The sequence below is a fragment of the Alteromonas nitratireducens genome (genome assembly GCF_040812025.1).
GTDB classification, from domain to species: domain Bacteria; phylum Pseudomonadota; class Gammaproteobacteria; order Enterobacterales; family Alteromonadaceae; genus Alteromonas; species Alteromonas nitratireducens.
This window is the reverse complement of sequence record NZ_JBFNPK010000008.1, coordinates 55,344-76,910: the sequence shown is the minus strand read 5'-3', so window position 1 is coordinate 76,910 and position 21,567 is coordinate 55,344. Positions and strand designations below refer to the sequence as shown.

The 21,567-nt window shown below is 51.6% G+C and carries 17 protein-coding genes and 4 tRNA genes; 5 read left to right on the top strand and 16 right to left on the bottom strand.

Annotated features, from left to right (window positions below; all coding sequences use genetic code 11):
• Positions 1-71: 71 nt before the first annotated feature.
• The 5 genes from lnt to miaB are packed head-to-tail and all read right to left on the bottom strand — an operon-like array spanning position 72 to position 5,490.
• A complete protein-coding gene (gene lnt / locus AB1N33_RS09080; RefSeq protein WP_411271228.1) occupies positions 72-1,553 on the bottom strand; it encodes an apolipoprotein N-acyltransferase in 1,482 nt (493 codons plus the stop codon).
• 32 nt (positions 1,554-1,585) lie between these two features.
• Entirely contained in the window at positions 1,586-2,443 is an 858-nt protein-coding gene (gene corC / locus AB1N33_RS09075) for a CNNM family magnesium/cobalt transport protein CorC (protein ID WP_411271227.1), read from the bottom strand.
• Between the two features lie 33 nt (positions 2,444-2,476).
• Entirely contained in the window at positions 2,477-2,971 is a 495-nt protein-coding gene (gene ybeY, locus AB1N33_RS09070; protein ID WP_411271226.1) for an rRNA maturation RNase YbeY, read from the bottom strand.
• The gene (locus AB1N33_RS09065; RefSeq protein ID WP_411271225.1) at positions 2,968-4,023 is read right to left on the bottom strand and encodes a PhoH family protein; all 1,056 of its coding nucleotides are present in this window, start codon (positions 4,021-4,023) and stop codon (positions 2,968-2,970) included. The genes ybeY and AB1N33_RS09065 overlap by 4 nt, the downstream gene beginning before the upstream one ends.
• 30 nt (positions 4,024-4,053) lie before the next feature.
• On the bottom strand, positions 4,054-5,490 hold the full coding sequence (gene miaB, locus AB1N33_RS09060) for a tRNA (N6-isopentenyl adenosine(37)-C2)-methylthiotransferase MiaB (RefSeq protein WP_411271224.1): 1,437 nt from the start codon (positions 5,488-5,490) through the stop codon (positions 4,054-4,056).
• A 300-nt stretch (positions 5,491-5,790) separates the two neighbouring features.
• On the opposite strand from miaB, the gene AB1N33_RS09055 reads away from it, so the two are divergent.
• Entirely contained in the window at positions 5,791-6,993 is a 1,203-nt protein-coding gene (locus AB1N33_RS09055; protein ID WP_411271223.1) for an FAD-dependent monooxygenase, read from the top strand.
• Positions 6,981-7,157, top strand: a complete 177-nt coding sequence (locus AB1N33_RS09050) for a hypothetical protein (RefSeq protein ID WP_411271222.1) — start codon at positions 6,981-6,983, stop codon at positions 7,155-7,157. The genes AB1N33_RS09055 and AB1N33_RS09050 overlap by 13 nt, the downstream gene beginning before the upstream one ends.
• Positions 7,158-7,176: 19 nt before the next feature.
• Here the strand turns inward: AB1N33_RS09050 and AB1N33_RS09045 are convergent, their stop codons facing one another.
• The 10 genes from AB1N33_RS09045 to AB1N33_RS09000 form a co-directional block, all read right to left on the bottom strand.
• Entirely contained in the window at positions 7,177-8,580 is a 1,404-nt protein-coding gene (locus tag AB1N33_RS09045; protein WP_411271221.1) for an alanine/glycine:cation symporter family protein, read from the bottom strand.
• Between the two features lie 291 nt (positions 8,581-8,871).
• Positions 8,872-8,947, bottom strand: a tRNA-Gln gene (locus AB1N33_RS09040).
• 37 nt (positions 8,948-8,984) lie between these two features.
• Positions 8,985-9,060: transfer RNA gene (locus tag AB1N33_RS09035), tRNA-Gln, on the bottom strand.
• A gap of 4 nt (positions 9,061-9,064) precedes the next feature.
• Positions 9,065-9,149 (bottom strand) — tRNA-Leu (locus AB1N33_RS09030).
• Positions 9,150-9,195: 46 nt separating this feature from the next.
• Positions 9,196-9,272: transfer RNA gene (locus AB1N33_RS09025), tRNA-Met, on the bottom strand.
• A gap of 157 nt (positions 9,273-9,429) precedes the next feature.
• The gene (locus AB1N33_RS09020) at positions 9,430-10,293 is read right to left on the bottom strand and encodes a peptidylprolyl isomerase (RefSeq protein ID WP_411271220.1); all 864 of its coding nucleotides are present in this window, start codon (positions 10,291-10,293) and stop codon (positions 9,430-9,432) included.
• Positions 10,294-10,693: 400 nt separating this feature from the next.
• On the bottom strand, positions 10,694-11,785 hold the full coding sequence (gene ychF, locus AB1N33_RS09015; RefSeq protein WP_411271219.1) for a redox-regulated ATPase YchF: 1,092 nt from the start codon (positions 11,783-11,785) through the stop codon (positions 10,694-10,696).
• A 30-nt stretch (positions 11,786-11,815) separates the two neighbouring features.
• Complete coding sequence (gene pth, locus AB1N33_RS09010) at positions 11,816-12,403, bottom strand: aminoacyl-tRNA hydrolase (protein ID WP_411271218.1); 588 nt, start codon at positions 12,401-12,403, stop codon at positions 11,816-11,818.
• 5 nt (positions 12,404-12,408) lie between these two features.
• Positions 12,409-13,044, bottom strand: coding sequence for a 50S ribosomal protein L25/general stress protein Ctc (locus tag AB1N33_RS09005; protein WP_411271217.1), 636 nt, complete (start codon positions 13,042-13,044; stop codon positions 12,409-12,411).
• A 218-nt stretch (positions 13,045-13,262) separates the two neighbouring features.
• Positions 13,263-14,666 carry a S41 family peptidase gene (locus tag AB1N33_RS09000; RefSeq protein ID WP_411271216.1) on the bottom strand — a complete coding sequence of 468 codons (1,404 nt, stop codon included), beginning with the start codon at positions 14,664-14,666 and terminating at the stop codon, positions 13,263-13,265.
• 121 nt (positions 14,667-14,787) lie between these two features.
• Here AB1N33_RS09000 and AB1N33_RS08995 point away from each other — a divergent pair, with 121 nt between their 5' ends.
• Positions 14,788-16,068, top strand: coding sequence for a winged helix-turn-helix domain-containing protein (locus AB1N33_RS08995; protein ID WP_411271215.1), 1,281 nt, complete (start codon positions 14,788-14,790; stop codon positions 16,066-16,068).
• A 125-nt stretch (positions 16,069-16,193) separates the two neighbouring features.
• Here the strand turns inward: AB1N33_RS08995 and ahr are convergent, their stop codons facing one another.
• Complete coding sequence (ahr, locus tag AB1N33_RS08990; RefSeq protein ID WP_411271214.1) at positions 16,194-17,195, bottom strand: NADPH-dependent aldehyde reductase Ahr; 1,002 nt, start codon at positions 17,193-17,195, stop codon at positions 16,194-16,196.
• 273 nt (positions 17,196-17,468) lie between these two features.
• On the opposite strand from ahr, the gene AB1N33_RS08985 reads away from it, so the two are divergent.
• Entirely contained in the window at positions 17,469-19,280 is a 1,812-nt protein-coding gene (locus AB1N33_RS08985) for a PilZ domain-containing protein (RefSeq protein ID WP_411271213.1), read from the top strand.
• 159 nt (positions 19,281-19,439) lie between these two features.
• Positions 19,440-21,566 (top strand): TonB-dependent siderophore receptor, encoded by a 2,127-nt coding sequence (locus AB1N33_RS08980; protein WP_411271212.1) that lies wholly within the window; start codon positions 19,440-19,442, stop codon positions 21,564-21,566.
• Position 21,567: the final 1 nt, after the last annotated feature.

Here is a 21,567-nt window from a genome sequence, read left to right as displayed (position 1 = left end):
TTAAACGCCATTCAACACGATAGGCAGCGCCTTGTATAGCGGCTGTACGACAAATTGACGGGTCTTGCAGATTATTGGAGCACAGACGGGCGTTTGCGAATAAGCGCGATAATGAACAGCAGTGCGGTAGCGAGCCATACCAGGGTGTCACCATACCGTCGGTAGGGTGTCATTCCACGCGTTGTGGTGACCGTAGCGCTCAGTGATGCCGCCTCAAATTGGGGCAGCCGGGCGATGACAGAGCCACGGTGGTCGACAAAGGCAGAAATGCCGTTATTGGTCGCCCTGACAACAGGACGTCCCATCTCTTTCGCTCTGACCCGGGCAATTTCGAGGTGCTGGGCGGGCCCGTGAGAACGGCCAAACCAGGCGTCGTTACTCAGCGTGAGGATAACATCGGTATCCGCATGTACGTTCGCACTGACCTGACGCGGGAAGGCAATTTCAAAACACAATGCGGTGGCCATACTGACGCCATTGGCGATGAGATTTGGCTGCAGGAAGTCCCCTCGGGAGAACGACGACATGGGTAAGTCAAATATCGGGGCAAGCCCGCGCAGCAGGGATTCAAAGGGAACAAACTCACCTACCGGTAAAAGGTGGTGTTTCGCGTACCGGTTGGCATGGAAGTAACGGTATTGTCCGCGTTCGTCGTCCGGCTCACGTTTTCCCAGCACAATCACACTGTTCCACGCCTCATCCGACTCCCAGTTGTAGTTCACAATGCCGGTTACCAGCGCGGTGTCGGTTTGGGCGGCCTGCTTATCCATGTCGTTGAGGTAATCGAGGGCCAGCGGTTCAAGTTTCGGCACGGCCGCCTCAGGCCAGATGATCACGTCGCTTTGCCACAGCGGGGCGGACAGGGACCGGTACTTTTCCATGGTCGGCCCATCCTGCTGCGGCTGCCAGCGGAGACTTTGTGCAATGTTGCCCTGAACCATCGCCATACTGACGTTGCGCTCGGGGCTCACCCAATTGTGCCGGTTTGCTACCCAGCCACTTAGGCCCGCAACGGTAATGGCAAACAGCGTCAGTATCCATTGTCTGGGGGTTCGGCTGATGCCTGCCAGTGCAATCAGACACACCAGCAGGGCGGTCACGCCGGTTTCGCCCACAACCGGCAGCCAGCCGGCAAGCGGGCTGTCAATCTGACTGTAACCGAGGGAAAGCCAGGGAAAGCCTGTCAGCATCCAGCTGCGCAGCCATTCTGTCAGGGTCCAGAGCAGGGGAAGTGCCAGCGGCCAGAGTGCGGATTTGAAATAGCGTGCGGTCAGCCAGAAGGCAAGTGCAGGGTAAAGCGCAAGATAGGCACAGAGCAGTGCCATCATGGCCACAGAGCCAATCAGCGGCAGGCCACCAAAATCAGCGATGCTGACATGCACCCAACTGATACCGGCTCCAAACCAGCCCATGCCGAACAGCCAGCCACCCAAAAAATGGCGGTCGGGGAGCAGGGCAAGCTGACGCACCGCAAGTGCACCGCCCAGCAGGGTAACCGGCCAGGCATTAAACGGCGCAAACGCGAAAGTGAGTGAGAAACCTGCCAGAAACAACAGGGCAAAAGGACGATAGTGAGACAGCGTACTTACTCCAGAGCGGGCACTGTCACTTTCAGTTGTACCAGCCTGCGCTTGTCTGACTGGGTTACTCTGAACTGGATATCATCAATCATAATTTCATCATTGGTTGATGGCATATGGCCAAATGCTTTGAGCACTATGCCGCCAATGGTGTCAGCTTCTTCTTCACTGAATTTGGTTTCAAAGAAGCGGTTGAACTCTTCCACCGGCGTTAGTGCTTTCACCGAGTAGGTGTACTTGTTAAGCGGACGGATATCATCGGTGCCGTCTTCTTCCGTGTCGTACTCGTCTTCAATTTCACCCACGATGAGTTCAAGAATATCTTCAATTGTGACCAGACCAGACACGCCGCCGTATTCGTCAACCACAATCGCCATATGGTAGCGTTGCTGACGGAATTCCTTAAGCAGGACGTCAACACGCTTGCTTTCAGGCACAATCACGGCCGGACGCAGGATATCGCGCAGATGGAATTCTTTTTCTGTGTTAAAGACATAGTTCAGCAGATCTTTTGCCAGCAGTATGCCTTCAATATGATCTTTGTCTTCGGAAATGACCGGGAAGCGGGAGTGGGCAGTTTCCAGCATAACAGGCAGAAACTCTTCCACTTTCTGATTGATATCGATGGTGGTCATTTGTGCCCGCGGGATCATGATATCGCGGACCTTCATGTCATTAACACCAATGACCCCTTCAATCATTTCACGGGTCTGTGGATCAATGACTTCGCGAAGCTCAGCTTCGCTGATAACTTCTACCAGTTCTTCCTTGCTTTTCGGCTCGCCGGAGAATGACAGTTTCAGTTTGTCTAACCAACTTCGTCCCGAGGAGCCGTTGGTAGAGTGGGGATTATCGTCGCTCATAACTTCCATTCATTACTGTGTTCAATTCAAAACTTAATGTTCTTGGTAAGGGTCGTCAATGCCTAATTGAGACAAAATGTGTATTTCCAGTGCTTCCATTTGCTCGGCATCAGCGTCCTCAATATGGTCGTAGCCCAGTAAATGCAAGAGGCCGTGTACGATCATGTGGGCAAAATGATGGGTAATGTGCTTGCCTTGTTCCTGCGCTTCATTTTCAATCACAGGTACACAAACCACAAGATCACCCAGCAGATTCAGGGTGATGCCCGGTGGGCTTTCAAACGGAAAAGACAGCACGTTGGTGGGGTAGTCTTTCCCCCGGTACGCGAGATTTAACGCCTGTGATTCGTCATTATCGACAAAGCGGACCGTCACTTCCTGCTCACCGCTCGCCTGATGCGTTAACACCGCATCCGCCCAGAGCTGGACAGCGGTCTCGTCCGGCAGCAATGTGCGCAGGCGGCCTTCACATGCTGACTGGTAGTCGAGCAGGGCTAACCCCTGCTTAATGGGCGTATCGCTCGTCACTGACTGTCGTCTTTGCTGTCGGTTGGCTTGTCGGCATTGTCGCGCTCGGCTTTACGGGCCTGACGCAGCTTGTCCTGTTCAGCGTCATGTTTTTCGTACGCTTCTACAATGCGCGCGACAACCGGATGGCGCACTACGTCGGCGGCATTGAAGAAATTGAAAGACAAATCACCCACATCACTGAGCACATCAATGGCATGACGAAGACCAGAGCGGGCGCCCCGGGGCAGGTCTACCTGGGTAATGTCACCAGTAATCACGGCTTTTGAGTTGAAGCCGATACGGGTAAGGAACATTTTCATTTGTTCGACCGTCGTATTCTGGCTTTCGTCCAGAATGATGAACGCATCATTGAGCGTGCGTCCGCGCATGTAGGCCAGTGGCGCAACTTCAATGACGTTACGTTCGATCAGCTTCTCTACTTTCTCGAAACCGAGCATTTCAAATAACGCGTCGTACAACGGGCGCAAGTAAGGATCAACTTTCTGCGACAGATCGCCGGGCAGGAAGCCCAGTTTTTCGCCGGCCTCAACTGCCGGTCGGGTCAGCAGAATGCGGCGAATTTCCTGACGCTCCAGTGCATCAACGGCACAGGCCACCGCCAGGTAGGTTTTGCCGGTTCCGGCCGGACCAATGCCGAACGTGATATCGTGATTCACGATGTTTTGTACGTACTGCGCCTGGTTACCGTTACGCGGCTTGATCACACCGCGCTTTGTGCGGATGGTGGACTCTTTGCCGTAGTGGGGACTGTCATTTTGTTCCAGCGAGCGGGCTTCCTGTATAGCCAGATGCACCTGGTCGGGCTCCAGAACCGGGATTACGCCGCGCACCGGCTGGGTTTCGATATACAACAGCTTAAGCAGTTCTGCCGCGCCACTGGTTTGCTGAGGCTCGCCTAACACTTTAAACGCATTATTGTGGTAGGTGATCTCAACGCCAAGACGACGCTCAATTTGCTTTATGTTCTCGTCAAACGGGCCGCACAAGCTCGACAGGCGGCGATTGTCTTCAGGTTCCAGAACAAATTCATTGCTTACCAGTGTACTCAAACTGTTGTATACCTCGTTTATGTCGTTACGTTATGCACCCGGACTGAACTGACCCACACCGAGTGCGTCGGGCAGTTCATTCTGATGCTTTGCTACTATAGATTGGGGCGAAACGGCAACACGCAACCCCATGTCTTTCTCCCGACGGATCACATCACCACGCAGTGAATTAGCAAACACATCGGTAATTCTGACGTCAACAAACTCGCCAATCATGTCCGGCGTGCCCTCAAAATTGACCACCCGGTTGTTTTCAGTGCGGCCAGACAGTTCCATCGGGTTTTTCTTCGACGGACCTTCAACCAGAATACGCTGTTCGGTGTCCAGCATATTGCGTGCAATGCGCTGAGCCTGCTGATTCAGGCGCTGCTGCAGAAGATAGAGGCGCTGCTTTTTGGTGTCGTCACTAACGTCGTCAACCGCATCGGCGGCGGGGGTGCCGGGACGGGCACTGTAAATAAAGCTGAAACTTAAGTCATAGTCGACAGCCTGGATAAGATCCATGGTCGCCTGGAAATCTTCATCGGTCTCGCCCGGGAAGCCGACGATAAAGTCAGACGACATGCAGATGTTAGGACGGACTTTTTTCAGCTTACGAATTTTTGACTTGTACTCCAGTGCCGTATGGCCTCGCTTCATCAGATTAAGAATGCGATCTGAACCGCTTTGCACAGGCAGGTGCAGATGGTCTACCAGCTCAGGCACCGACGCATACGCTTCAATGATATCGTCGGTAAATTCGACCGGGTGCGAGGTGGTATAGCGAATACGGTCAATCCCATCAATTGCAGCAACCAGCTCAAGCAGTTCGGCGAAGCGGCAAATGGTACCGTCATGATGTTCACCACGATAGGCGTTAACGTTCTGTCCCAGCAGGTTCACTTCACGTACGCCCTGTTCAGCGAGTTGTGCCACTTCCAGCAGAACGTCATCTACCGGGCGGCTGACTTCCTCACCGCGGGTGTAAGGAACCACGCAGAAAGTACAGTATTTTGAGCAGCCTTCCATTATTGAAACAAAGGCGGTCGGGCCTTCTGCACGCGGCTCAGGCAAGCGGTCGAACTTTTCAATTTCAGGGAAGCTGACGTCGACCACTGAAGATGCGCCACCACGAAGCTGGTTAATCATTTCAGGCAGACGATGCAGGGTTTGTGGACCAAATACAATGTCGACAAATGGCGCACGCTGGCGAATAAGTTCGCCTTCCTGAGAGGCAACGCAGCCACCCACCCCGATAATCAGGTCAGGGTTGGTTTGTTTCAGGTGTTTCCAGCGACCGAGCTGATGGAATACTTTTTCCTGCGCCTTTTCACGGATAGAACAGGTGTTCAGAAGAATTACATCGGCGTCTTCCGGCTCAGAGGCGAGACCGTACCCATGTGTTGAATCAAGCAGGTCAGCCATTTTTTCCGAGTCATACTCGTTCATCTGGCAGCCCCAGGTTTTGATATACAGCTTTTTCGTCATAACAACTCGTTTATTGCCCGTGTATGTTGCGTGAATGCGAGGCGATCCCGGTCGCAGTGTGCCGCGTTTGTCGCCTTGTGCTGATACAGCATGAAATAGCCGGGCATTTTACCTTTTCTGAGCCGGTTTGCCCAGCCAAAGCGCACGCTTCGCCGACAAAGGGCAGGTTAAGGGGGGCGGGAACTGACAAGCCATTGATCTGGCACAGACTGTCAGCACAAACTTGATGCCGATAGCCATGATGATCATGACATTTTTGCCGGGTCTGCGCATAATAGGGCGCAATCATAAGGAGACGTCATGTACGATTTTTGTATCAACGGCGGCGGTATGGTTGGCAGTGCGCTGGCACTCGGACTGGCCGCGCAGGGGTATCAGGTCGCTCTGATAGAGCCACAGCTGCCCGCGCCGTTTGACCCGGCGCAGCCACCCGATCTGCGGGTGTCGGCCATCAGCCATAATTCAGTGGTATTACTTGATGCACTGCATGCCTGGCCAGAGATTGCTGCAATGCGACTTAAGCCATACACCGGGTTGTCGGTATGGGAAGCTGCCGATAAAAGTACGTCATTCACAGCTGACATGGCCGGGTTGAACGAGCTGGGCTATTTTGTTGAGAATCGTCTGATTCAGCTTGGCTGTATGTCAGCCATGAAACGCTATGACAACCTGACCTGTTACACCGGCCATGCGGTGCAAAGCCTCGAGCTCTCTCAGGAAGCAGACCACCGTTTTGCCCGCATTACACTGGATAACGAAACCACACTGACGGCGCGCTGGCTGGTGGGCGCGGATGGGGCCCGTTCACAGGTCAGGGCAACCGCGAACATCGGCACCAGTGGCTGGCAGTACGGCCAGCAGGCAATGGGCATACTCATCCGGTTAGGCGGTGACAGCGGGGGCGAGACCTGGCAGCAGTTTACACCAGCCGGCCCCAAGGCGTATCTGCCTATGTACGACAATGTGGCCTCGCTTATCTGGTATGACAGCCCGGATGTGCTCAAGGCTGCCAGTAGCATGGACAACGCGGCGCTCAAAGCAAGGCTGTATGAGGTATTTCCTGACAGGCTGCGCCAGGATTGCCCGGACTTTTCCATTGAGGGCACCGCTGTGTTTCCGCTGACCCGCTCGCACGCCTCGGCGTATGTGATGGATCCGGTGATCCTGATTGGCGACGCCGCACATACCATTAATCCGCTGGCCGGGCAGGGGGTAAACTTAGGGTTTAAAGACGTCGAGGCGCTGCTTAGCGTCACTGCATCACACCCGGATTTATCATCAGCGGCGTTTCGCCACGCGCTTATCGCTGACTATGAAACGCCACGAAAGCGTGACAATGCGCTAATGATGACAGCAATGGACGGCTTCTATCACTTGTTCAGTAATGACATTGGCCCCATAAAAACATTACGGAACGCGCTGTTATCGGTGACTGAGTCGTTTCCATTCGGGAAGCGTGCCGTGCTGCGCTATGCACTGGGGATGAAAAAATGGAAGTTCTGATTTTACTCGCTGTACTGTTTATCAGCCTTGCTGTTGTTATTCCGCTGATTGAGCGTTCAAAAATGCGTATCAGCACAGAGGATGCAGCGAAATGGGCAAAGTGGATATGGCCGTTGATGGGCATTCTGCTGATTGTGCAGCTAATTCGTATGATGATGGGATAAATGCGCCAGGCATGGCGCATTACCAGATCCCTTCTTCGGTCTTACCCTGAATTTCACAGTCACCGGTTTTGTATTCCGGTCGTTCGCCGCGTTTGTGTTTTTCAAAATAGTCCCTGGAAATTGACACAATGGTGGGTGTCATCCAGATAATCGCGATAATATTAATCACCGACATCATGCCAAGCGCCATGTCGGCCATTGCCCACACCATTGGCAGGGCGGCCTGGGCTCCCCAGAAGATCATCGCAAGATAACCGACGGTATAAGCTGCGCGTCCCGCTCTGTTGTCCAGTTTGAACATGTGCAGGTTACTCTCGCCGTAGGCATAATTGGCAACCACCGAAGTAAAGGCAAACAAACAGATGGCGGCCGCAACAAAGTCGGTGCCCCCTTCACCTAAATGGGCGCTCATGGCGGTCTGGGTGAGGCGGATCCCTTCCATCTGATCGGAACTTGAACCGCCGGCCAGTAAGATGATAAACGCGGTGGCAGTACACAGGATCATGGTATCAACAAACACACCCAGCATCTGCACATACCCTTGTGATACCGGATGATTCGGGTTTGGTGCGGCACTCGCGGCGGCGTGTGGCACCGATCCGGAGCCTGCTTCATTGGAGTAAAGTCCACGCTGAATACCATTCTTGATGGCTGCGCCGAGGGCACCTGCACCAGCTTCTTCGAGGCCGAACGCCGAGCTGATAATGTGCCACAACATACCCGGGATAGCGTCGTAGTTGATGAAAGTAATCACCAGTGCGACAGCCACATAGCCAATGCCCATAAACGGCACGACATATTCGGCGAAACGTGCAATGCCGCGTAATCCGCCAACCACAATCAGTGCGGCCAGTGAGATGATGACCACACCTGACCAGGCGGGCGGGATTTGATACGCATTATTCAGCGCGTCGGTAATGGTGTTGGCCTGCACCGCACTGAACACAAAACCATAGCCAAAGAAAAGACACAGTGAAAATGCCACTGCCAGCCAGGTTTTATTGAGGCCCTGTTTAATGTAATAGGCGGGGCCACCACGAAACTCGCCGTGATCGTCGCGGACTTTATAGAGTTGTCCCAATACGCTTTCTGCAAAGCCGGTAGCCATGCCCAGCAGCGCAATCATCCACATCCAGAATACGGCGCCCGCGCCGCCCAGCGAAATGGCGACCGCCACACCAGCGAGATTACCGGTGCCAACCCGTGCTGATAAGCTGGTACACAGTGCCTGAAAGGAGCTGATCCCCTCCTTCGTGGCGGTTGTGCTGTTTTTCATCAGGCTGAACATGTGCCCGAAGTATTTAAACTGTACACCGCCCAAACGGACGGTAAACCACACGCCGCATACCAGTAGCATAACAATCAGAACCTGACCGTTACCCCACAGCACGTTATTCACTGCTGAAACGATTTCACTGATCACGCATTATTTCCTTGTTCGTTTTTCTTGTTGTAGCACTGCTTTTGCTGTCAGCGCACAGACCTGCCATCATAACAATTATTTGGACGTATGGAAGTCTAAACGGCTTCAGGATGAGATAAACTGACGAACAAACCCGTTTGCCGGTCAGCTGGTAAACCCGAGCTTTACATCTGAGCATAAAGGGGAGGGGGCGCGCATACAACCACTGTGTGTCGGTCAGTGAGATCGAATGGACGTATTTAGCCGGAATAAAGATACAAAAAAACCGGCTCAGGGCCGGTTTTTTCAATATGGCTGGGGTAGCTGGACTCGAACCAACGAATGGCGGGATCAAAACCCGCTGCCTTACCAACTTGGCTATACCCCAAGTGATAATCCCGCGTGACGCGTGATTATTTAAAAAGTGGCTGGGGTAGCTGGACTCGAACCAACGAATGGCGGGATCAAAACCCGCTGCCTTACCAACTTGGCTATACCCCAACGATGGTGCGGAAGGAGAGACTTGAACTCTCACGCCGTGAAGCACTGGAACCTAAATCCAGCGTGTCTACCAATTCCACCACTTCCGCGCAGTGTCACACAATAAAAAACCCATAGACTGGGCTTAGGTGTGAATGGTGGCTACGGCGAGATTCGAACTTGCGACCCCATCATTATGAGTGATGTGCTCTAACCAACTGAGCTACGTAGCCACTTTTTGATTTGCCTCCCTCTCGGGAAGTGGCGCGTATTATGCTGATTCGATGTTTTATCGTCAACCCCTTTTTTTGCAACAAGTGTCTGACTGGCTATTATCTGAACCGGCGTGCATAAAAACCCAGCGTATTGCTGCTATTGTGAGCAGTAAGTCTATGGATTTTCTAAAATTTCTCTTACACTGGTCTGATAATAACAAACATCAACCGTGCGTGGTGTCAGGGATTTATCAACATAAAAAGGGTTGTCGAGGGTACGGGCGCGGTTCAGGCGCGCCTGAAAATCCGGATCGCTGGCCTGCTGGACCTCAAACTGACGTTGTGCGCTTTGAGGCAACTGTGTTCCCAGGCGGGCTGATTGTATCTGGCTGCGTTGTGTCATGTCGCTAAGAACGCCGCCGTTCTCTCGCTCGCCGCGTGGCAGTGCCTGAAGGTATTCCATGCCGCTGAGCACTCGCCCGATGACCGCCATATTTTTATCCAGGTGATGGGGCGCCTGGCCAAGTACGATATAAAATTCAGTGGTTGCTGAATCTTTATCCGTGCTGCGGGCAAAAGCTACAGCCCCCGGGCAGTGCAACAGCCACTGCGTCTTACCGTCTGTGCCGGCGGCAACACCATCAATAAAGCCGGTTCGCGGCGCATAGACGGCATTGGCTTCTGCAGTTACAAACTCTGCTGACAGGGGAGAAGTAAACTCCGCGGCCAGAGGGGGATAAGCCGGCGTGGCGTCGCCTTCTTCTGATTCTCCTTGTCCGCCCTGGGCAACAAACCCGTCAATTACGCGGTAGAAGTAGCGCTGGTCATAAAAACCGTCTGTGGCCAGGCTTTTAAAACGGGCTACATGTGCCGGTGCGACCGCATCGCTCAGCATCACTACCACGTCACCACCGGCAACACGCAAATAAACCAGATTGCCCTGGGGAACACGAAGCCACGCAGACGTTGCCGTGTTTTGCTGTGCCACCGTCGGCAGGCTGAGTACACAAAGATAAAGAACGAGCAAAATCAGTCGCATGGGGTGTTTCCTCAAAGCCTACCTGATGATGGTGCCATTGGCCTGACCATTTTCTGTGACGCAGACGCAATGTGTACCCACTAATTCCTGTTTGGCAGGGCAGCGTGCTACCGCACCTCCACCACCCACGTAGCAGGTATTACCATAGTCAACCTGTGGCGCGGTGTCCGCTGTGGACGGGCCGGTATTTAGCGTGGAGCATCCCGACATAAGAAAAGTAAGAAAGAGTGTGGTTTGAAAGCGTTTCAGTCTGATCATACGTACATCCCTGTGGGTTTTCTTAGCAGGAATTACCTAACCATAGTGCAGACAATAAAGAAAGTCTTACCGGTGATAAATACCAAAAAGCCCTGCACGGCGGCAGGGCTTTTATCTTTCAGACTATGCTGTGCGCGACGGGTTACACGTTAAAACGGAAGTGAATGACGTCACCGTCTTTTACAATGTAGTCTTTTCCTTCCAGGCGCCATTTTCCAGCGTCCTTAGCTCCCTGTTCACCGTTACAGGCAATATAGTCGTCATAGCCAATGACTTCCGCGCGGATAAAGCCTTTCTCAAAGTCGGTGTGAATTTTACCGGCGGCCTGCGGGGCAGTGGCACCCTGAGGGAAGGTCCATGCACGCACTTCTTTCACACCGGCGGTGAAGTAGGTTTGCAGGGTGAGCAGGTTATAGCCCGCGCGAATTACGCGGTTCAGGCCAGGCTCTTCCAATCCCATGTCCTGCATGAACTCGGCACGCTCGTCATCGTCGAGTTCCGCAATTTCAGACTCAATCGCTGCGCATACCGCAACCACCACGGCATTTTCATTTTCAGCAATGGCTTTAACTTCATCGAGGTACGGGTTGTTTTCAAAACCGTCTTCATTCACGTTAGCCACATACATGGTGGGTTTCAGGGTCAGCATGTTCATATAGCTGATGGCGGCCAGTTCTTCCTTGCTCAGCTCAAGCGAGCGAAGCATGTTGCCCTCATCCAGATGCGGCTTAATTTTCTCCAGCACCTTCAGCTCAAATTTCGCCTCGGCGTCGCCACCTTTGGCGCGCTTGCCAACACGGATCATGGCTTTTTCCGTGGTTTCAAGGTCTGCCAGCGCCAGTTCAGTGTTAATAACGTCAATGTCATCTTTGGGGCTGACTTTACCGGCAACGTGAACAATGTTGTCATTTTCAAAGCAGCGGACCACATGGCCAATCGCGTCAGTTTCACGGATGTTAGCGAGAAATTTGTTGCCCAGTCCTTCACCTTTTGATGCGCCCGCTACCAGACCGGCGATATCAACAAATTCCATTGATGTCGGGATCACGCGCTGTGGATTGACAATGGCGGCCAGTTTATCCAGACGAGTGTCAGGAACCGGAACCACGCCAGTATTAGGTTCAATGGTACAAAACGGGAAGTTTGCCGCTTCAATACCTGCTTTTGTCAGTGCATTAAACAGCGTTGATTTACCCACATTTGGTAAGCCAACGATACCGCATTTAAAACCCATGGTTGTGGTTCCTTGTGTGTTTGTCTGTTATCAGGGGGTAACTTTGAACGAATGCAGCCGGTTCTGCGCCAGCGTGAAGTCATGAGTGAACAACATTTCTGTGCATCTCACCGCTTCATCGATCACGCTGTCTATTGCTTCTTTTTCAGCAGCTGCGGGTTTTCCGAGTACATGCCCTGTGACTTTACTTTTGTGACCGGGATGGCCAATACCGATTCGCAGGCGAAGAAAGTTTTTATTGTTGCCGAGTCTGGCAACGATATCGCGCACGCCGTTCTGGCTGGAACTGCCACCCACTTTAAATTTTGCAACACCCGGCGGTAAATCCAGTTCATCAAACGCCACTAAAATCTGTTCAGGCTCTATCCGGTAAAAGTTCGCCATCGCGGCAACGGCCTGGCCACTGCGATTCATAAACGTAGTCGGGTAGAGTAATCGGACATCATGGCCGGCAATAGTAATGCGGGCGGTTTTTCCGAAGAATTTTGACTCAGGGGTCAATGACGTATGAAAGGTGTCGGCAAGCTGGTTTAAGAACCATTCGCCGGCATTATGACGGGTGTGTTGATATTCGGGGCCCGGATTACCCAGGCCCACGATAAGACGGATATCAGCCAAGCTGATTATTCCTCGTTGTCACCTTCTTCTTCAGCTGACTCGTCAGCTTCAGGTGCTTTAGGTGCTGGCTTAACAGTCACAACCGCCAGGTTGTGCGCTTCGTCATCTTTCGCCAGTTCAACTGAAGACACGCCTGCAGGCAGAGTCAGGTCAGACAGGTGCAGTGTGGCACCCATTTCAACGTTCGCCAGATCAACTTCGATGAACTCAGGCAGATCTTTAGGCAGACAGGTCACTTCAATTTCATTTACGTGGTGCTCTGCGATACCGCCCGCTTTAATAGCAGCAGATTTTTCTTCGTTGATGAAGTGCAGAGGAACGTTAGTGTGCAGTTTTTCACCGGCAATAACACGCTGGAAATCGATGTGAGTGATTTTCGGCTTGTATGGGTGACGCTGCATGTCTTTAACCAGCGCTTCTACTTTTTTACCTTCAATGTTCAGTGTCAGAACGTGAGAGTAGAATGCTTCGTAGTCAGCAGAGTTGTTGATCTTGTTGTGATCGAACGTCAGTGCAACCGGGGCTTCGTCGCCACCGTACAGGATGCCAGGCACTTTATCTGCACGACGCAGGCGGCGGCTCGCACCTTTCCCCAGGTCAGTACGGATTTGGGCATCCAGATTAAAAATTGATCCAGCCATGGACTGTCTCCAAAAAATAATAAGTGATTGAAAATGCAGATTTTCGCGACCAAAAATCTACTACTACACTGCGTGTAAGAACAAATGACGCAGCGACCCTGAATTTCAAGGGCGGCGAATTCTACCACTGCTTAGCGCAACATACAAACCCACAGATGCGAAAGCGAATATATTGCGCCGGATTCGGGCACGGCCAGCCTCCACTGCGGTAAACCGTCTTAACGTTCTCCTTGTTTGAGCCGAGACAGCAGACCTGAAAGGATCTCGTCGGTACTGTCAAGAAGATGATCGCGGATAGGGATATCCGGCAATACGCCGTGTTGCTTTTCGCTTCCGCTGACCCTGACAATGTACCCCTTTGAAATACGGACAGTAATGCCTGTATTGGGCAGCGTATAGCTAAATTGTGATGCATATAACGTGGGGTAGTCTCCGGTTTCCTCTCCCACCGTGATCCCCCACCCGTAGTCTTTAATTTGCGCGGCGGTAACGCTGGCCTGTGAATGTGTCTGACGGTTAATCAATACGTAAACCTTCCCTGCATAGCGTCTAACGCTATCTACAGGCAGGGTGGGGGCAAATTCAAAGTCATAACGCACGCCATCCTGATGCGCCATTATCGATTTCCAGTAAGGGTCAGAAAGATCCCGGTGTTGTTTTGTGTCCTGTTTAAGCAAAGCGCTGGTGCGAAGCCTGAATCGGGCATTCCATTTGAATGGCGCATCCGCCAGATAGGCCACCAGGTAGTCACTGAAGGCATCATCCCCGCCAGCATTGTTCCTTAAATCAATAATCAGCGTTGCTGAATGCTGGTTGTTGATGGTTTCGAAAGCATTATCAATGAACTGCTTATACTGCGTTTCGTCCCCTGAAAAGTGCCCAGGGTTAAGGTACGCAATATCGTCAAAGAATCTGACTTCCTGCTGTGCGCGCAAAACTTCGTCTTTCTTTGCCTCGAAGCCGTCCACCACGGGAATTGAAGAGATGGTATGAACCCTGAGCTCGTTATTGATTCTTAACGTAACAGTAAAGTGGTCTTTTTCCCCTTTCACATACCAGTAATAACGTGGGAAGGAGAGGACTTCCAGCTTGGCGTTTTTCAGGTAATGGCGTTCGGCGGAAATTTGCGGGTAAATTTGGGCAAGAATATGACCTATGGGTTCCCCGTTAATCGCAATCAGTTCCGTGCCGGGGGTAATTGTGGTTGTATCTGAATAGTTTGCCCGGATAAAAGCCAGACCGTCCTCAAAGGCCAGAACCAGCGGAAATACGGTACCGCCGGATTCTGCATAGCGCATGTATGCAGCGACCGGAAACTCGACTTCAGTGTGGCCATTGTTGATCGACGATACGAGTTGCTGAAAGCGCGTTATCGTTTCCAGTTGTGAGTATGCCGGTGCGGAAAACTGTGTTCTGATGTGCCGATATTGTGTATTTAACGCGTCCTCGGTGATGTATGCATACGGGTTGTAATGCGTCTCAGTAAGAGACCGGTAAAGCACATCGAAGTCTTCCAGGATCTGTTCTTTTGAGAACGTCTCCTCTCCTGCATGTGAGAGCAGAGAGCACAAGGCTAGCGAGCTATAAACCAAAGCAGCAAAAACAAAACGGGGATATTTCATAAGATGACCAATAAACAGGTTGAACATGCGTACACTCTAGGTATTCTCTGTTCCGGAGTGTTGACAAAATCCTCTTATTTTCCTGACAAAGCCTTCAGCAGGTATCCCGTAGTAACTAACAATGAAAACCGTATCGCATAACATGCTTCGCCTCAATAACTGGGAAATCAATATACTGACTGGTGAACTGTCGGACACTGACGGCTCAGGCACTTCAGAGTCAGAGGAGCGTATCGACCCGCAGGGCATTAAATTGCTGCAGCTGCTGGCTGAGAAAAAAGCGGAACTGGTAACCAAAGAGACGCTCATGGCATCTGTCTGGCCCGATACCATTGTCACCGAAGATGCCTTGTCGCGATGTGTATCCCGGGTAAGAAAACAACTCGGCGACGATGCCCGCAATCCCGAATTTATCGAAACACTGCCCAAAAGAGGCTACCGGCTTATTGCTGAAGCGGTAGAGTGGACACCGACGCCTGCTTCATCCGAAGCTACCAAGGGGCAGGAGTCTCAGAAAAAAGACCCCCTGATACGTGTCACTCCGGCCTCACTACGATTGTTACTTTTAAGCTCGGTTTTACTTATCGGCGCAGTGATATTCAGCATCTATGCCGACAATCCAAATGATACTGACAGCATGCTGGTGCGGCAGGCTGATGATTACTACCATCGAATTAACCGGTCCGCTAACGAAATGGCCGTTGAGCTTTATCAACAAGCCATCGCGTTGGATCCAGAGTCGGCTGAGGCAACCTCGGGGCTGGCAAATGCCCTGGTTCAGCGGGTCATTCGGCTTCCTGCTGCAGATTCTGATACGTCATGGGAAGCAATGAGTCTGCGACAAGCGTTAGGCGATGGCCGAACTGGCAGCACGGCAGCCATAGCGCAGTTGAAAAAGGCTGAAAATCTGGCACTAAAATCGATTCAGTTGGAACCTGATAACGCCAGGACATACAAGGCGTACGGGTTTGTGTTGTCTGCTCAAAATAAATTAGAACAGGCGAAAAATGCGTATTTGCAGGCGCTTGAGATCAATCCTGCAGCCTGGGATGTCCTGATTAATCTGGGGGAGATAAGCGATATATCAGGACAGAGCACGGATGCAATTACGTACTATAAAAAGGCCCTGCATGTCATGCATTCAGGTGTCACAGAGCAGTCAAACCGTGGCCGTCCCTGGCGTGCCGGAATTGGTTCTGCAATTGGGAATAAATACCTTGAACAAAACAACGTAAATGAAGCCGAAATTTGGTTTCGCCATGTTTTGTCGTTTGCGCCGTTTGATAATGAGGCAACCGTCGGGTTGTCTATCGTGCTGATAAATACCGGAAGAAAGGGTGAAGCAGAGCGGTTGTGTCAGGCTTATCAGGAACGTGTGGGTATTGCGGTTTGCGATAGTTGATGAAGGGCTGTGTGCTGGGGGCGCTTTCGGTCTGGGTGACGCCCGGCTCAGGGGCAGTAAACAAACGGGCACCTTGCGGTGCCCGATAGCGTCAGGTGACGGATAACACGCTGTGCTATAGCGTATTATTTTTTCAGCACAATCCGGTAATGGGCTTTACCCTCGCGCAGACGATCAAGCGCCTCGTTCACCTGGTCGAATGAAAAGTATTCGGTCACCGGCTCTATCCGATGCAGTGCGGCGAAATCCAGCATTTTACGAATAGTAGACGGACTGCCGACAGGAGAGGCAGATACCGAGCGCTGCCCCATAATCAGCGGGAATACCTGAAGATCGAGCGGCTCGAGCGTGGCGCCGACAAAGTGCAGGCGACCTTTAGGCGCAAGCGTCCCAACATAGGTATTCCAGTCCAGTTTCACATTGACAGTCGAGATAATTAAATCGAAGCGACCGGCGGCAGCTTCCAGTTCTTCACTGTTGCGACTATTGATCACTTCATGTGCGCCCATGGCCATGGCTTCCTGCTTTTTGCTCTCGCTGGACGTAAAGGCAACCACTTTACAGCCCCATGCGTTCAGGAATTTCAGCGCCATATGGCCCAGCCCACCAATACCAATCACACCGACTTCCGAGGTGGGCGTAATGTTGAACTGTACCAGTGGATTAAAGACGGTAATGCCACCACAGAAAAGCGGTCCGGCGTTATCGGGGTTAATGCCGTCGGGAAGCGGGATCACAGCCTTTTCCTGTGCCCGCACTTTGTCGGCAAAGCCGCCATGGCGTCCACCAATGGTCATTTCGGCAGACTGACACAGGTTATGATCACCGCCTTCACACGTACGGCACGTGTTGCAATAACCAGAGTGCCAACCCAGTCCCACTTTTTGTCCTGGCTTGAGGCTGGTGACGTTTTCTCCCACCGCGTTAATGGTACCGACCACCTCATGGCCCGGCACAAACGGGTATTGTGTCATGCCCCATTCGTTATCCAGCATGCTCAGATCGCTGTGACAAATCCCGCACGACGCTACATTTATTTCAACTTCATCTTTACCCAATGCGCCAGGATCATATTGAAAAGGTTCAAGTTTTCCGCCAGCTTCTTGCGCGGCGTAAGCGTTAATCATGCAGTGCTCCTTTCTCGTTAAAACACGGTTTCTACGCGGGGGAGACGACGATTCGATCACCCTGACAGTCAACGATACACGGACCCTCAGGTCTGAAAATGGACGTGATAGGGGGCGATGTCCCTACCTTCAACGTCGTGAGCGAGAACTCTGCTCATCCCTGGTTGGTTAAAAAATGGTCAGTTTCGTGACTTTTAGCTACGCTTAACAGGGGCAGATCGGGCTGTACCGCCTCAATAACAACAATAACAATCTGGTACAGAGGAATAGAATATGGATATCAGCTTGGTCATCGATATGATCGCAACCGCCGTCATTGTAATCACCTTTTCAGTAATCCGCTTCAATGCCTGGCCACGACACTCACCGGCGGGCATCAGAGGCAAACCGTTTGACTTTATCAGCGCGAAACGTTTTGTCGCCTTCTTTGCCGTGTATGTACTGTCGGTACTGATGATGATCCTTACGTTGCATGGTATTCCTGAACTGACTGACCATGCGTATTTGAAACCCATTTTCGAACAGTGGAACCTGTCTGCACATGGCGATTCTTACGCTTTCTGGGCATTGACGGTGGTATGCATTGTCAGTGTGCCGCCGCTTAAGAAATTTGAGGAAGACTGGCGAAACCGCCTGCATATGCTGGCAAGAATACCCCGTGATGTGATGGAGCTGCGCAACCGGATAGTTGCCGCAAACCGCTTCACGCCGTCGCCGTTTTATTATCGGATTGCCAAAGAGCAGATTGCGGAAGCGGGCAAGGAGTTCTCCCCGCAGTTCAGTTTGCTGGAACAGCGCTGGCTTGAGTACCTCGAAAACTTCGAGGAAGAAAAGCGTAAAGGCTCTATCTTCTGGTATTTCCTGAATTGTGTTTGTCTGTTAATTGTCGCTAAGCATACCTGTCCGTATCGTATTCTGGGTTCGACCGAGGATACCGAGAGAAAGCTTCAGGACTTAGGCAGTCTGATTATTGCCAGAAATGGTAAGGACAGCCAGGAATACCGGAAAGACCTCGATGAGATCACCGAGTACCTCGAAATCTGTATTTGCAAAAGCATCGTCAAAAAACATGAAAATGCGGTGGACAGGGTCAGAGCACTGGAGAACTGTGGTTTCAATACCACGCACGAAGACTACTTTAAACCCAAGCTGACGGCCTCGTTTTTGCAGTGTGCCGCTGGTGTGGCACTGGTGTCAGTTGTCTCCGTGCTGATGATCCTTCAGGTTCTGGCCAACATCACTCCCGTGCCGGTGACACTGGAGCGGTTTGTTACCTGGACGCTGGGAAGTTTTCTCTCATTTACCGTTGCTATCATGGCGGCAGCCATGGTTGCGTCATTTAAAGGGCGCAGCGGTTCTATCAATCAGGCAGTTGCTATGCTTGTCTGTCTGGTTATTTCTACCCTGGCGTCAGCCATTTATTTTATTGTGGTCAATGAACTGCATCTTCGCTCTGAAAGTAACCCCATCGCAAGAGTAACGCTGGCATTATCCTTTGGCATGTTAAGCCCTGTCGTTTATCGCGCCATCGTCATGAATACCCTGGATCAGAGCGAGGTGAAACGCTTTGCTGTCACCCAGGGGATGATCCTCGGTATCGTAATGGCAGCAATGCAGTGTGCGGTGTCTTATACCTTTAACATGCGTACCGCGGAGCCCTACACATCGGTACTGCATTTTTTCACTGCACAGGAAAATAAGATGATGTACATGGCCGCGATTGGCTTTATGAAAGGGGCCGTACTCGGCACCTTTATTTCGTACCTCATCCAGTACACCAAACGGGCACAGTTACTGAAAAGCCTGAGGCAATATCCGCGTAAGGAAGTGGAAATACCTGTCAGGCTGTCAGAGACGGGGCCGCCGGCAGTCGTGCTGGATATCTCTCAGGGGGGAATGAAAATTACTGCACAAACAGTGCATCAGATAGGTGACAAAGTGCAGGTTGACATATTTAACGGCGGGCCAATAGAGGCACTCGTTCGCTGGACCAGGAAAAAGTCCCGGGGGCGCCTGGAGATGGGGCTGCTGGTACCCAGTCATAACATACCTACGCAAAACTTTTTGCTGCAGGAAGGGGGGTAAACCCACCAAAATCACACACTGCCGGGCGGGCAGTGTGTGACATTTTCTGATTAAAAGATGCTCTTTTAAATCTAAATAGTAATAATTATCATTTACATCATTGTTTGTTTGTGTAGACTCTTAGGCTCTTTCACGCTCACTAAGGAAACGGCACAAACCATGAGAAGGTCATTACTTACGCTTGCAATCACCTCGGTATTTTCTTCATTTGCGGCTTCAGAATCCGCCTTGCCTGATGAGGCGTCGTTGGAAACGATTGAAGTTAAGGGCTCTTATATAGAAGGTTACGGTGCGCATAAAGCCAGCGGCGCGTCCCGGATTAACCTGCCGATCAAAGACATTCCGCAGTCCATTTCTGTTATCACCAGTGCGCAGTTTGACGATTACCAGTTAAACGGTATTAATGCGGTTCTGGACACAGCGACAGGGGTGAACGTTCAGCGTATTGAAACCGACAGAACTTATTACACAGCACGTGGTTTCGATATCAATAACTTTCAGGTAGATGGAATTGGTTTACCCTTGATTCGCGGTAATAACCACGGCGATGAAGATTCAGCGATTTATGATCGTATTGAGATTATTCGTGGTGCGAACGGCCTGATGACAGGGGTTGGTAATCCGTCTGCAACTGTCAACTTTATTCGTAAGCGTCCGGGTCAGCACAATGCCTTGTCGGTACAGGGGCTGGTCGGCAGCTGGGACAATCAGCGTATTGAAGTCGACGGTACGTACCGTATCAATGAGGACTTCGCTGTGCGCGGTGTGGCGGTTGCCCAGACTCAGGACTCATACCTTGATCGCTATAAACAGACACGACGGGTTGCGTATGCGTTTGCAGAGTACTCCCTGTCTGACGCCACAACGCTGTCCGTTAGTCACGCATTTCACAGCAACGACGCCGATGGCAATAACTGGGGTGCCAACCCATTGTTTTATTCTGATGGCTCGGCGACTGATTTTGACGTGTCTACATCAACCTCTGCTGACTGGGCTTACTGGAATGTAAGGCGTCAGAATACGCTGGTTGAACTGGATCATGTTTTTGATAATAGCTGGTATTTACGCGCGACCTACTCGCACAAGAAAACCGATGAAGATTCAGAGCTGTTTTATGTCTATGGTACGCCCGACAGCGAGACAGGTCTGGGGCTGACGGGGTACGGCAGCGAGTATGATCATGACGAACAGACCGATTTGTTTGATGTCTATCTGACCGGCGATTTTAATTTATTCGGGCGCAGTCATGAGTTTGTTATTGGCGTTAATCATGCGTCAATGACATTTGAGGATTTATCGCTGTATGACTTTACGACAGGGAACGGCTTTCCTGCAATGCCCCCTCTTGAGACCTGGGACGGTAATACGCCTCTGCCGACTTTTGCTGACGGTCAAACCGGCGCCGATGTCGACACCGAGCAGCAGGCAGTGTACTTCACTGCACGCTTCAGTCTGTCTGACGATCTGCATCTGACCGTCGGAGGCAGACAAAATGACTGGCAGAGGACCGGCGTATCTTACGATGTTGCGCAGGATGCCTCAGATAATGAGTTTATTCCCTATGCAGGTATTGTTTATGCGTTAACCGACAATGTGTCAGCATATGCAAGCTACACAGAAACCTTTCTGTCTCAAACTGAGCTGGATATCAATAACAACCCGCTTGCACCGATTACCGGCGCAAGCAAAGAAGTCGGAGTGAAAAGTCAGTGGTATGACGATCGCCTGATTGCTACCGTTGCCTATTTCGATATCGTCCAGAAAAACCTGGCAATGCCCGATCCCGCTACCGCTGGTCTGTCGCCAGAGCAACAGCGCTACATTGGTGCCGAAGGTATCTCGTCCAGTGGTTATGAAATAGATATTGCCGGCGAACTGCTGCCTGGTTTGCAGACCAGTATCGGCTATACCGATTTCACCATTGATGGCGATGATCTGGTTGCCGACTATACCCCCGAGCGGCTGTTCAAACTGGCGGCAACTTACACGCCTGAGCAGTTCGACAAGCTGTCTGTCGGGGTCAATATGCGCTGGCAGTCTGCCATATCACGCCTTCAGGGCACCGTTGCGGATGGTTTTGCAAATGCCGGCGCGCCTATTATTACCGAGCAGGGGGCCTATGCACTGATTGATCTGATGGCCAGGTACCGCATCAGTGACAACGTGTCTGTGGCATTGAATATTAACAATGTCACGGATGAAAAATACATCAACAGTTTGTACTGGGCACAGGGATTCTATGGTGCGCCAGCCAGCTACATGCTCAGCGCAAGCTGGTCGCTTTAAA